The organism is Pseudomonas sp. 14P5.3.2 (assembly GCF_057799175.1).
This window is the reverse complement of record NZ_JBYOKU010000022.1, coordinates 53,906-66,532: the sequence shown is the minus strand read 5'-3', so window position 1 is coordinate 66,532 and position 12,627 is coordinate 53,906. Positions and strand designations below refer to the sequence as shown.

Below are 12,627 nucleotides of genomic sequence, written 5' to 3'. Positions count from 1 at the left end.
TTTACGGGAGGCTGAACGATAAGCACTGACGGGACTTAAGCAAAGCAGCTTTACCGGCTATTTACTTTCAACTTACGTTACAAGGTGTGAGCCAAGACACTGATACACAAATGAAAACGGCCTGGACAGGGCCAGGCCGTTAACAATTGTAAAAGCGCTTATTTCAGTACGGCGAGTGCTGCGTCGTAGTTCGGCTCTTCAGCGATTTCCTTGACCAGCTCGCTGTGCAGCACGTTGTCGTTCTCGTCCAGCACCACCACGGCACGGGCGGTCAGGCCTTTCAACGGACCGTCAGCGATGGCTACGCCGTAGTTTTCGATGAACTCGGCACCGCGCAGGGTCGACAGGTTCTGCACGTTTTCCAGGCCTTCGGCGCCGCAGAAGCGGGCCTGGGCGAATGGCAGATCAGCCGAGATGCACAGCACCACGGTGTTGGCCAGTTCGTTGGCCTGAGCGTTGAACTTGCGCACGGAGGTAGCGCAGGTTGGGGTATCAACGCTTGGGAAGATGTTCAGCACTTTGCGCTTGCCGGCGAAGTCTTTCAGGGTGACGTCGGACAGATTGCCGGCAACCAGAGAAAAGGCTGGCGCCTTGGAACCGGCTTGTGGCAACTGGCCGTTGACTTGAACCGGGTTGCCTTTGAGGGTGACTTGAGCCATGACTTGAGTCCTTCTGATGTTTTGATTGGAAAGCATGCAAGAGGCCGAAGTTAACCACGAAATTGTCCGACGACCTATGCCCCGCTTGAAAATTGTCAGGGGCCTGCGCAAAAAATTGTATACAACCCAAGCCCCCCTGTAGGAGCTGCCGCAGGCTGCGATCTTTTGACTTTATCTTTTCATCAAGATCAAAAGATCGCAGCTTCGTTTCACCGACAGCTAAAAGATTTGGTCAGTCGGGCATGGATCGGATGATGTCGGCTAGATCATCCTTGGTTATTTCATTGGCCTTGATAGCAGCGGCAATATCGGTTTTGGAGAGCGGAAACCGTTTGAAAATTTCTTTCAAGGTTTCCTCATCAACATTGGTCAGCCAGAGCGGATCTATAAATGAACCGCCATACTCAGGCTTCATGGGTACTTCTTCGTGTGCAATTGCACCTTTATGATTGAGATACACCACATAACGGTCATGCCCTTCAGGAAAGCTTTTATCGTGATAAAGGGTAGTACCCAAAGGCAGGACATAGTAATTCTCGTCGCCGTTTGGCCCTTCAATCAGCAACGGTTCTTTAGTTTTGATCATTTTCATATTGTGCCCCTTCGCAATATCGCCAAAAATCAGAAAACCCAAAAAAATCGCATTGACGGATAAAACCGCCACCAGCCATAGGCCAAGACGTCTATTTGTAAATATTTTTCTTATCATAGGGGGCCTCGGTATTTGCTTCGAGCATGGCTTGTAAATCCGCCGGCATGAAAATACCGTCCTTCGGACTACTTTGCGTACGCGCTGCCTGTCTTTCGATGAAAGAAAGACCACGCATCTCATTGAATTTAGCCGGGTTCTGCACAATTGACTTTCCCGAAACCTTTGCTCCTGCAATTGTCACGGTTGTGCAGTTATTCGTAGTCGGATGATAGTTCGATGGCAAGACATACCGAGCTGATGAGGCAGTCTTTTTTCGCTGTTCTTTTTGCTGGGCGACAATACCGTCGAAATGAGCGATCACAGCTTCGGCTTTTGCATTTTCCAAAAAATAAACAAAACCTGTTGTTGTACGCCCCAAACTGTTTTCACCAGAGATATACGCTTTGAAGGACGTCCAGACGTTCAACACGCCTTCGCCCTCGCTATCGAACGTGCCCCAGGTTTTTCCATAGCGACCAAAGTCATAAGTAATGTCTTTGCTACCGACCACCACGTGTAAAGCCGCGTGCCCGAAAGGATGCTCTTCTTTATCGCGGGTGTAGGGACCACCCACCAGCACTTCCATATACGCACCGGATACGACCACCTGATTGGTTTTTGTGGTTTTCCCTGGTGCGCCTGTATTTTTTGCTGCATGGGTTGTGCTGGTAGTTTTAGTAGACTGAACCATTAAAGATGTTCCGTATCTTCAAGTTTCGGAAACTTTATGCTGCAACTCCCCCTGGGAATATTTGCAACATGCACAAAGCCATTTTCGTCGAGGACGCCAGTCATCAAGGTTCCATCGGGAAGCGTCAATTCATACGCCTCGTTGGCTACAGGTTCATCTCTTTCATTAAGCAACTGAAACTCGACGAAAGTCTTTTCTTTCAGAAACTGCGAGAAGAAGCTGGCGGGAGCACTACCAGAATCACCGACGAAGGTGTCGGGTGATCCAGCAGTAATCGTCGCTCCACATGCCGTTTGGGAACCGACATGGGCAACGTCCTTTCCCAACCCAAAAACATGGGGGGCGCCCGTTGTTATGGGATTACTGCCGTGAATCGGGCAGGAATAGATATCTCCTACCAAAGCTACGGGAGTCGAGTTAACAAAAATAGGACTTGATCCAGTGCTGATATTTCCACCATGACTACCTGGATCTCCGAGCCTTGCGACTGGCTTTCCTGCCATCGTTTCTCTCCATTGAATATCACGACCTGCGGATGTTACCCGATCTTGTTTTGGAAAACAGGGTATCCATGTCACCTGCGAACTGGATAGAAAATACGACCGGCTAGAGTCTTTTTTGGTTGGTCGTTGACCGTTCCAACGCGCGGTAAAGGAATGTAACAAGAGAGCTCCGCGCGCCAACTCACGAATCTGACGCAGAGCGTCAAGGGCTGCATTGCTTTGCTGCGCGCGGGAAGGATCATGATCAATCAGTCTTTAAGTTCTACGTGATCCAGTGCTTGATTTACCGCTAACTCGCCCAGCATGACGACCTGAGCAATACCCAGTGCTGTTTTGCGCTGGGAGGTTTCCAGCGAGGCAGCGAAGTTGATGAGCATCTCGCTGGCCGAGCCGAGTGTTTCGCTGGCGTTGGCTAGAAGAGATTCGGTGTTGTACCTGGGATTGGCGAGGTACATGGACTCAGGCTCGTTGGCGCTGGACATGATAGGGGCGGCGGGATTGAGGTAGTAGTCGAGGGCGCGGTCGGCGGCTTCGTGGAGTTTTTTACTGACGACTGAGGCGTAAGGGGTTGTGGTGTCGGCGCCTGACTCTGGGGGGTTGGGTGTTGGTTTTTTCATGGTGTAACTCCACTGAATAGTCGGAGCTGCCCCCTTCGGTTTCCGGACGAAGAGGTGGCAGCTGTACGCAGGTTGGAAACCCGGGCAGCGGCGACCCGGACGACCCGAAGGTCCCCCGCGCACAGCCGCCATAACGGAGTGCACACATTCGAAGTGCGCAAGGATACGTTATGAAAGGCGTGTACGCGCCACTAATACCCGTCGGGGTTTCCAGTCCCGGTCGCTGAATTGGCAGCGACGAACACAGGCTAGAGACCCGACGTCCGACGGACAACCTGAAAACCTTGTGGGAACTCTCCGCAAAATCGAAACAACGTTTAAACATCCTGAATTGAAATACGCACGGGGAGCTGCCGCAGGCTGCGATCTTTTGATGTTGGTTTTTAACGACAGGAGCAAAAGATCGCAGCTTGCGGCAGCTCCTGCATTGGCAGTTGCAGCGTGTCGGATTGCGTTTGTTAAAGCGCAGCTTTGCGTCTTTTATTCAGACACCTGTCGATTCATGCGCGGCCCATTCGACTAAACCATGAATCCCCCCATTCCCTGGAGAAACCATCATGCGATTCATGATTCTTGTCAAAGCCAGCGCCGACTCCGAAGCCGGCATCATGCCCAGTGAAGAACTGATCACCGCCATGGGCAACTTCAATGAAGAACTGGTCAAGGCCGGCATCCTCATCGACGCCGATGGCCTGCACCCGAGCAGCAAAGGCGCGCGCGTGCATTTCTCCGGCGACAAGCGCACCGTCATCGACGGACCGTTCATCGAGACCAAAGAGCTGGTAGCCGGCTACTGGATCTGGGAAGTGAAGTCGAAAGAAGAAGCCATCGAATGGGTCAAGCGCTGCCCGAATCCAATGCCGGGCGACTCTGACATCGAGATCCGCCAGATATTCTCCGCCGAGGACTTCGGCGCCGAGTTCACGCCTGAGGCGCGGGCGCAGGAAGAACGTGTTCGCGAGCAAGCGAAGAAAAATGCCTGATCCAACGCCACGTTGAATTTGAAATTGCCACCGCGGGCAAGCCACGCTCCCACAGGTATCGAGTCGGTCACAGGATTTGTGAGCGCTTCAATACCTGTGGGAGCGTGGCTTGCCCGCGAAAGCGTCATCACTGACCACACACATTTAATTGATCAGTTCATCACTCGACTGCGAAGCGGTACACAAAACCAAAGAATTAATCCCTTCGACTGGCTAACTCCCCATTAGCTGCTAGCGTCAATCAGACGTGTCCTACAGGCTTGATAAAAAAGGAAATACGTCCAACGGCCGAGAAGTGCCGGGTCGTCCATGCAGTAGCCACCAGGGAAACGGGGACCATGTCGAAAAAATTGGGGATTCGCGCCTTGCTGCTGGCGGGTTCGCTGGCGCCTGTATTTTGTGCCCTGGCGAATAACGCCGAAGAGGCCAACAAAAGCAACAACCCGCTGAACCTGGCGCCCGGCGCCAACCTGCAGGATTACTACACGCCGAAGCTGTTCGACAGCAACCTGCACACCAATGATGCCTTGCTGCGCGGTACTTTGCCGATTGCGCCCAATGATTTCATCGGCGTACCGCAATTGCTGCGCGCAACGATGCCGATCAGCACCCGCCCCGATCCGCACGGCGGCTACAGCACGGGGATTGGCGACCTCAACCTGTTCGACATCTTCCTGCTCAAGACCGAAGGCGTGCAGTTGGGCATCGGCCCGCAGATCACCGCGCCGACCGCCGCCGAGGATGAACTGGGCACCGGCAAGTGGCAGGCCGGCCTCGCCGCCGTGGCGATTGATTCGTCACCGCGTGGCCTGCTCGGCGCGCTGGTGCAGTACCAGAGTTCGTTTGCCGGTGACCACGACCGCGCGCATGTCGAAACCGCAACCCTGCAGCCCTTCATCATCCATAACCTCGACAAGGGCTGGTACCTGCGCTCCACCGGCACCTGGACTTTCGACCTGAAGAACAACACTCACTACATCCCGATCGGCCTGGGTGCGGGCAAGGTCTGGAAGTCCGGCAGCAATATTCTCAACGCCTTCCTCGAACCGCAGTGGACCGTCGAACGCAAAGGCGATGGTGTGCCGCAGTTCACCCTGTTCGCCGGGATCAACGTGACATTCGGAAAATAAGGACATCGCCATGCACATCGCTTTACGCGCCGCCGGTTTCAGCCTGATGACCCTGTTCGCCAGCTGCGGCGTCGGTGCTCAGGAGCTCGACACCCGTATCGGCAAGATCGCCATGGAAGGCGAGCTGCCGGCGCATGAGTCGATTGCCAAACTCTACGCCGAGCTGGATTTCCAGCAGGCGACCCAGAGTTACCTGTGGGCCTTGCCGCTGGTGTCCTACGCGCAATGGCAGGAAGAGTTTCGCGACAAACTCGGCGCGCGCAGCGGCGATCTGATGGTGGTCAACAACTACGAAGACAAGCTCGGCGTGATCACCGCCAACGCCACCACGCCGTACATTCTCGGCTTCGTCGACCTCAGCGAAACCGGGCCGCTGGTGATTGAACTGCCACCGGGACCGACCGCCGGCGGCATCGGCGATTTCTGGCAGCGGGCGATCATCGACATGGGCCAGACCGGCCCGGACAAAGGCCAGGGCGGCAAATACCTGGTGCTGCCACCGGGCGCGGAACCACCAGACGATGCCGACAAGTATTACCTGGCCAAATCGGAAACCATGAACGTGCTGGTGGGCTTCCGGGTGCTGGATCCGGATCCGGCCAAAGGCAAGGCGCTGGTCGAGCAATTCAAGATGTACCCGTACGCCAAACGTGCCGAGCCGAGCAAGACTCGCCTGCTGTCGCCTGACGGTAAAAAGTGGTCGGGCACCCAGCCGCGCGGCATTGCTTACTGGCAGCGGCTGCACCAGATCATCCAGAAAGAACCGGTCAATGAACGTGACCGCTTCTACATGGCGATGCTCGCCAGTCTCGGCATCGAGAAGGACAAACCGTTCAACCCCAACACCCAGCAGCGTCAGGCCCTGGAGTCCGGCGCGCAGGTCGGTGAACTGATCGCCAAGGCCAACACCTTTGCCAAGCGTTTTCCTGACGCGCAGTACTGGCCCGACCGGCATTGGGACACGGTGCTGAACATCGCCGAACCGTCGCAACGCGTGGCCTTTTACGACCAGTTGTGGGAACGCAGCGCCTGGTTCTACGAAGCGGTGACCAACACCAAAGGCATGGTCTCCAAAACACCGGGCCTCGGCCAGACCTACCTCGGCGCCTACACCGACGCCAAGGGTGACTGGCTCGACGGCGGCAAGACCTATCGCCTGCACGTCGACGCCAACCCGCCGGCCAAGCAGTTCTGGTCGATGACCGTGTACGACATCGACAGCCGTTGCCTGATCGACAACCCGCAGCGCAAGGCCGACCTGTCCTCGCGTCAGGACTTGAAAAAGAACGCCGACGGCTCGGTGGACCTGTACTTCGGCCCGACCGCACCCAAAGGCTTCGAGAGCAACTGGGTGCAAACGCTACCCGGCAAGCACTGGTTCAGCTATTTCCGCCTGTACGCGCCGACCGAAGCCTATTTCGACAAGAGTTGGAAACTCGATGACATCACTGTCGTGCAATGAATAAGGACGCCGTATGAACGTACGCAATCTATTGCTGACCGGCCTGACCCTCGCCCTGAGCAGCAGCGCCTGGGCCGATTTCAGCGCCAGCCCCGAAGAAGCCCGGGGCATCGCCAAGGACGCCTGGCTGTATGGCTTCCCGGTCGTGGAGATGTACAAGACCCTGTACACCCAAGCCGTGGACAGCAAGAGCCCGAACTTCAAGGCACCGTTCAACCAGATCGGCAACACTGCCAAGGCTTTCACTGCCAAGGACACCGCGTTCGTCACGCCGAACGCCGACACGCCCTACTCGTTCGTCTGGATGGACCTGCGCAGCGAACCGCTGATCCTGACCTTGCCGCCGATCGAAGAGCACCGTTATTACTCGGTGCAACTGATCGATGCCTACACGCAGAACTTCGCCTATCTGGGCACCCGCAGCACCGGCAACAACGGCGGCCATTTCATGATCGCCGGGCCTGACTGGCAGGGTCAGCAACCGATCAACATCGACCGGCTGGTGCGCAGTGAAAGCAACATCGCCTATGCGCTGTACCGCACGCAGTTGTTCGACGAGAAGGATCTGGGCAAGGTCAGGCAGATCCAGAAAGGCTACAAGGTCGAACCCCTGAGCCACTATGTGAAACAGAAAGCCCCGGCGCCGGCACCGAAAATCAGTTGGCCGAAACCGACGCCGACCATGAGCGAAACCCCGGATCTGTACCGCTACCTGAACTTCATGCTCGCCTTCACTCCGCCGCAGGATGTCGAAAAAGACCTGCTCGCGCGCTTCGCCAGAATCGGCATCGGTGCCGGTCAGCCGTTCGACCTGAAAAAGCTCAGCGCCGAGCAACGCAAGGCCCTCGAAGACGGCATCAGTGACGCCAAGGTCGAATTCGCCGCGTTCAAGAAAGACAAGGTCGACACGCACCAAATCAGCAGCGGCGATCTGTTCGGCACCCGTGATCACCTCAAGGGCAATTATCTGTATCGCTACGCCGGCGCCAACATGGGCATCTTCGGCAACTCCGCTGAAGAAGCGAACTACATCGGCTATTTCGTCGACAAGGACGGCCAGCCGGCCGACGCAGCGAAACACGACTACACCCTGCATTTCGACAAGGGCGCCCTGCCTCCGGCCGACGCCTTCTGGTCGCTGACCATGTACGACGGCAAGAGCAAATTACTGGTGGCCAACCCGCTCAATCGCTACCTGATCAACTCGCGAATGCTGCCGGATCTCAAGCTCGATGCCGACGGCGGACTGACCCTCTACGTGCAGCACAACAATCCCGGCAAGGACAAGCAAGCCAACTGGCTGCCGGCACCGAACGGGCCGTTCTACGGCGTGTTGCGCCTGTACCTGCCGAAACCGGAAGTGGCCAGCGGCGAGTGGAAAATGCCGTTGCTCACCCCGGTCAACTCAAAACAATAAACGGAGCCAGTGATGGTCAAGCCTAACGTTGTGCGTCCGCTGCTGGCGCTGTGCATGATCGGCAGTACTCAACTCTATGCAGCCGAGGGTGGCGTGGGCCGGCCGATTACCGGGCAACAGGTGTATTCCAACGCCGGGATCATCCCGCCGGAACCGGGCTGGGTCGTCTCGGTGACCAGCATCTGGTACGACGGATCGCTCAAGGGCAGTCGCGGCGCGCCGATTTCCGGTGAAGTCAGTGCCGGGATCGACATGAAAGTCTCCTACACCATGACCAACCTGACGCACATCTGGGACACCGGCAAAGGCCCATGGAACTTCGCCTCGGCAATCGGTGTTCCGCTGCAGTACACCGACATCGACGCGGCCATCACCGGCCCGCGCGGACGCACCCTCGGGACCAGCGATTCCGGCACCCAGTTCGCTGACGCGCTGGTCACCCCGATTGCCGCCGGCTACCACTTCGACGAGTTGAACCACATCGCGTTCTCCCTGCCGATCTACGTGCCGACCGGCGCCTACAACGACAATCGCCTGGCCAACCCGGGGCAGAACAATTACACGTTCATGCCCACCGTGGCCTTCACCCATCTGGACGGCAAGGGTGGCGAGTTCACCCTGTCCAGTGGCCTGGAGTTCTACACCCAGAACACTGCCACCGATTATCGCAACGGCAACATCTTCACCCTCGATGCCTTGTGGACTCACGGCTTCGGCAGTGGCTGGAGCGCCGGCCTGGCTGCCGGCTATATCCAGCAGGTCACCGACGACAAGGGCCAGACCGCCGACAGCCTGAATGGCTTCCGTGGCCGCTCCGTCGGCGCCGGTCCGGTGGTCGCATGGGCCGGTAAATTCGCCGACGCCCAGGCGAGCTTCAGTGCGCGCTGGGTGCCGGAGTTCGACACCAAGAACCGCCCTGAAGGCAACGGCATTGCCGTCAACATGACCCTGGCGTTTTTCTAGACCGGCCACAAAGGACTGTCCCATGACCGCACTCACCGACCTCAACGCCCTGCAAGCGAGCATCGCCGAAGCCGTACTCGGCCAGGATCAGGTCATCCGGCAGATCCTCCTCGGCCTGCTGGCCAACGGGCACTTACTGCTGGAAAGCCTGCCGGGGCTGGCCAAGACGCGCACGGTCAAGGCGCTGGCCACACACCTGGACGCGAAGATGAGTCGCATCCAGTTCACCCCGGACTTGCTGCCCTCGGACATCACCGGCGCGGAAGTGCTGCATCAGGTCGCCGGGCAAAACGAGATCCGCTTCCAGCAAGGCCCGCTGTTCGGCAATCTGATCCTCGCCGACGAGATCAACCGCGCCCCGGCCAAAGTGCAGGCCGCGCTGCTCGAAGCCATGGAAGAGCGGCAGATTACCGTGGCTGGCACAAGTCACCTGCTGCCGGAGCTGTTCATTGTGGTGGCGACACAAAACCCGATCGAACAGGAAGGCACTTATCCGTTGCCGGAAGCGCAGATGGACCGGTTCCTGATGAAGGTGCTGCTGGATTACCCCAGCACCGACAACGAAAGCCAGGTGTTGCGCCTGTTGCGCGCCGAAGAGTTTGCCCAGGGCGCGAACACCGCGCCGAGCAAGGGCTTCAGTCTTTCGCAGGCAGTGATCTTCGCCGCGCGCAAGGAAGTCAGCGCGGTGCATGTCTCACCCGCCATCGACCGCTACCTGATTGACCTGATCAACGCCACTCGCCACCCGGCCGATTACGACGCAGACCTCGGACGCTGGATCAGCATTGGCGCCAGCCCCCGGGGCGGCATCGGCCTGGACCGTTGCGCCCGGGCCGATGCGTGGTTGCAGGGCCAGGATTTCGTCTCGCCGGACAACGTGCGCGCCGTGGTGCATCCGGTGTTGCGCCATCGCCTGCAATTGAGCTACGACGCGGTCGCGGATGGCGTGACTGCCGATCAGGTGCTCGACCGTTTGCTGGATAAAGTGGCGATTCCGGCATGAACACGGATGGCCTGGTCTACGTGTCTCTGGCGCAATTGATGGCGCTGGAATTCAAGGCCCGTGACCTGAGCTTTCTGGCGCGCCAGCCCCAGGGCAGCATCCTCGCCGGCAACCATGCCTCGCGCCTGCGTGGCCGTGGTCTGAACTTCGATGAGCTGCGCCGCTATCAGCCCGGTGATGATTTACGCCACCTCGACTGGCGCGCCTCGCTGCGCACCGGCAAACCGGTGGTACGCACCTTCACCGAAGAGCGCGATCGCCCGGCGTTGGTCGTGGTCGATCAGCGCATGTCGATGTTCTTCGGCTCGCAACGCAGCTTCAAATCCGCCCTCGCCGCCGAACTCGCGGCGCTGGCGGCGTGGATGGTGTTCAACGCCGGTGACCGGGTCGGCGGTCTGGTGTTCAACGATCAACGCATCGACAGCATCGCGCCGTTACGCAGCCGCAAACGGGTTGAAGCCTTGCTCAGCCGCGTGGCACAACAGAATCAGGCGCTGAACGCGGCCAACCCCGACGCCGAAGACGAGGATCAACTGGACAAGGCCTTGCAGCGCTGCCTCGCACTGGCCGGGCATGACCATTTGATCTGCATCGTCAGCGACTTCGCAGGCGCCGGTGAGCGCACCTTGCAATTGATGCGGCAACTGCGCGCGCACAACGACGTGATCGCCCTGCAAGTCTACGACCCGCTGGCCTTGAAACTGCCGAGCAACGGACGACTGCTGATCACCCAGGGCCAATTGCAGGTGGAACTGGCCGTCGACAAACGCAGCGTGCATCAGCCATTGGGCGATTACCTCGGTGGCCGGCTCAAGGATGTCGCCACCCTGCTGCGCCGCAGTCAGGTACCGCTGATGATGTTCAGCACCGCCGAAGAGGCCCACACGCAATTGCGTGCCGAGCTTGGCAAGTCTGCCGGCCCAAGGCGATGAACCCGAATATCCCCGACATCAGCCAGCTCAAGGAGCTGAGCCTGCCGGCGCCGGTCAGTTATGCGCCGCAGACCTGGGGCTGGTGGCTGTTGCTGGCGCTGTTGGTTGTGCTGGCGCTGATTGTTGGTGTGCGACGTTATGGGCAATGGCGACGGAATCAGTATCGGCGCGAGGCGCTGGTGCGATTGGCGCAGTTGCGTGGGCGCAGTGATGACCTCAATGCCCTGCGTGAACTGCCCGAACTGCTCAAACGCGTGGCCCTTTCGATGCCAACCCAAGCCCGGAATTGGAACACACCCCCTGTGGGAGCGGGCTTGCTCGCGAAGGCGTCGGCACATCCAACATTGATGGCGCCTGACACAGCGCTTTCGCGAGCAAGCCCGCTCCCACAGGGGCCGGCGGCGCTGGGGAGAGATGAGTGGCAAGCCTTTCTGCAGCAGCACTGCAAAACCAGTCTGCCCGATGACTTCAGCGCCCAACTCGCCCAACTCGCCTACGCCCCCGACGCCACCCTGCGCGCCCTTCCCGCCGAACAGCGTCAGGCGCTGTTCGACACCTGCCAACACTGGGTGGAGCAGCACCATGTGGCAGCTTGATTACCCGTGGCTGTTGCTTCTGCTACCGCTGCCGTGGCTGACCTATCGTTACCTGCCGGCGTATCAGGAAGCGCGCAGCGCCGTGCGTGTGCCGTTTTTCGGGGCCATGAGCCGCGCGGTCGGTGAGACGCCGAGCCGGGTCGGTAATCGCCACAACCGTTGGCAACTGCTGCTGAACCTGCTGGTCTGGACGCTGATCCTGCTCGGGGCGGCCCGACCGGTATTCGTCGAAAAACCCATCGAGCGTCAGCAACCGGTACGCGACCTGATGCTCGCCATCGACATCTCGCAGTCGATGGAAACCGAAGATTTCACTAATGCCGACGGCCAGAAAATCAATCGCCTGGCGGCCGTCAAACAGGTGGTGCAAGGCTTTATCGACAAGCGCAAGGACGACCGCATCGGTCTGATCGTGTTCGGCAGCGGCGCCTATCCGCAGGCGCCGCTGACCCTCGATCACGCCAGCCTTTCGCTGTTGCTGGCTGACACGGGCATCGGCATGGCCGGGCCCAATACCGCCATCGGTGATGCTATCGGCTTGAGCCTGAAGTTGCTGGACAAGGCGCACGAACAGCAAAAGGTGCTGATCCTGCTCACCGACGGCAATGACACCAGCAGCGCGATCACCCCCGATCATGCTGCCGAGATGGCCGCCAACAAGGGCGTGGTGATCCACACCATCGGCATCGGCGACCCGACCGCCTCCGGCGAGGCGCAGGTCAATCTGCACGGGCTGCAACAAATCGCCCAGACTACCGGCGGGCAGTTTTTCCGCGCCGAAGACCGCACCGCGCTGGACCAGGTCTACAGCACCCTCGATCGCCTCACCCCGCATCAGGTGAAAACCCTCAGCCATCAGCCGCAGCGCGAGTTGTTCCATTGGCCGCTGGGCGCGGCGCTGGCCCTGTTGGCGCTGTATCACCTCGGCGCCCTGCTGCGCCCGCGACTGGCGCTTGCCCGTCAGCGGCAGGAGGCCTGAG

General features: G+C 58.9%; 14 protein-coding genes. 9 read left to right on the top strand and 5 right to left on the bottom strand.

Going from position 1 to position 12,627, the window contains the following annotated elements; genetic code table 11:
• Nucleotides 1–158: 158 nt before the first annotated feature.
• The 5 genes from tpx to AC27VU_RS18405 form a co-directional block, all read right to left on the bottom strand.
• Nucleotides 159–659, bottom strand: a complete 501-nt coding sequence (gene tpx, locus AC27VU_RS18425) for a thiol peroxidase (protein ID WP_007968505.1) — start codon at nucleotides 657–659, stop codon at nucleotides 159–161.
• Nucleotides 660–891: 232 nt separating this feature from the next.
• The gene (locus AC27VU_RS18420) at nucleotides 892–1,251 is read right to left on the bottom strand and encodes a hypothetical protein (RefSeq protein WP_262142461.1); all 360 of its coding nucleotides are present in this window, start codon (nucleotides 1,249–1,251) and stop codon (nucleotides 892–894) included.
• Between the two features lie 91 nt (nucleotides 1,252–1,342).
• Nucleotides 1,343–2,041, bottom strand: a complete 699-nt coding sequence (locus tag AC27VU_RS18415) for a hypothetical protein (protein WP_262142462.1) — start codon at nucleotides 2,039–2,041, stop codon at nucleotides 1,343–1,345.
• On the bottom strand, nucleotides 2,041–2,544 hold the full coding sequence (locus tag AC27VU_RS18410; RefSeq protein WP_096797341.1) for a PAAR domain-containing protein: 504 nt from the start codon (nucleotides 2,542–2,544) through the stop codon (nucleotides 2,041–2,043). The genes AC27VU_RS18415 and AC27VU_RS18410 overlap by 1 nt, the downstream gene beginning before the upstream one ends.
• 248 nt (nucleotides 2,545–2,792) lie before the next feature.
• Complete coding sequence (locus AC27VU_RS18405; RefSeq protein WP_488724612.1) at nucleotides 2,793–3,161, bottom strand: DUF6124 family protein; 369 nt, start codon at nucleotides 3,159–3,161, stop codon at nucleotides 2,793–2,795.
• A 557-nt stretch (nucleotides 3,162–3,718) separates the two neighbouring features.
• On the opposite strand from AC27VU_RS18405, the gene AC27VU_RS18400 reads away from it, so the two are divergent.
• The 9 genes from AC27VU_RS18400 to AC27VU_RS18360 all read left to right on the top strand — a co-directional run bounded on the left by AC27VU_RS18400 (nucleotide 3,719) and on the right by AC27VU_RS18360 (nucleotide 12,626).
• Nucleotides 3,719–4,144, top strand: coding sequence for a YciI family protein (locus tag AC27VU_RS18400; protein ID WP_096797339.1), 426 nt, complete (start codon nucleotides 3,719–3,721; stop codon nucleotides 4,142–4,144).
• 338 nt (nucleotides 4,145–4,482) lie between these two features.
• Complete coding sequence (locus tag AC27VU_RS18395; RefSeq protein ID WP_338801789.1) at nucleotides 4,483–5,274, top strand: hypothetical protein; 792 nt, start codon at nucleotides 4,483–4,485, stop codon at nucleotides 5,272–5,274.
• Between the two features lie 10 nt (nucleotides 5,275–5,284).
• The gene (locus AC27VU_RS18390; RefSeq protein WP_488724611.1) at nucleotides 5,285–6,736 is read left to right on the top strand and encodes a DUF1254 domain-containing protein; all 1,452 of its coding nucleotides are present in this window, start codon (nucleotides 5,285–5,287) and stop codon (nucleotides 6,734–6,736) included.
• 13 nt (nucleotides 6,737–6,749) lie between these two features.
• Nucleotides 6,750–8,153, top strand: coding sequence for a DUF1254 domain-containing protein (locus AC27VU_RS18385; protein WP_488724610.1), 1,404 nt, complete (start codon nucleotides 6,750–6,752; stop codon nucleotides 8,151–8,153).
• Nucleotides 8,154–8,165: 12 nt separating this feature from the next.
• A complete protein-coding gene (locus tag AC27VU_RS18380) occupies nucleotides 8,166–9,116 on the top strand; it encodes a SphA family protein (protein ID WP_338801786.1) in 951 nt (316 codons plus the stop codon).
• Between the two features lie 22 nt (nucleotides 9,117–9,138).
• Nucleotides 9,139–10,119, top strand: coding sequence for an AAA family ATPase (locus AC27VU_RS18375; RefSeq protein ID WP_488724609.1), 981 nt, complete (start codon nucleotides 9,139–9,141; stop codon nucleotides 10,117–10,119).
• Nucleotides 10,116–11,051 (top strand): DUF58 domain-containing protein, encoded by a 936-nt coding sequence (locus AC27VU_RS18370; protein ID WP_262142470.1) that lies wholly within the window; start codon nucleotides 10,116–10,118, stop codon nucleotides 11,049–11,051. Before AC27VU_RS18375 ends, AC27VU_RS18370 begins: the two co-directional genes overlap by 4 nt.
• Entirely contained in the window at nucleotides 11,048–11,647 is a 600-nt protein-coding gene (locus tag AC27VU_RS18365) for a DUF4381 domain-containing protein (RefSeq protein WP_488724608.1), read from the top strand. The genes AC27VU_RS18370 and AC27VU_RS18365 overlap by 4 nt, the downstream gene beginning before the upstream one ends.
• The gene (locus AC27VU_RS18360) at nucleotides 11,634–12,626 is read left to right on the top strand and encodes a vWA domain-containing protein (RefSeq protein WP_473019531.1); all 993 of its coding nucleotides are present in this window, start codon (nucleotides 11,634–11,636) and stop codon (nucleotides 12,624–12,626) included. Before AC27VU_RS18365 ends, AC27VU_RS18360 begins: the two co-directional genes overlap by 14 nt.
• Nucleotide 12,627: the final 1 nt, after the last annotated feature.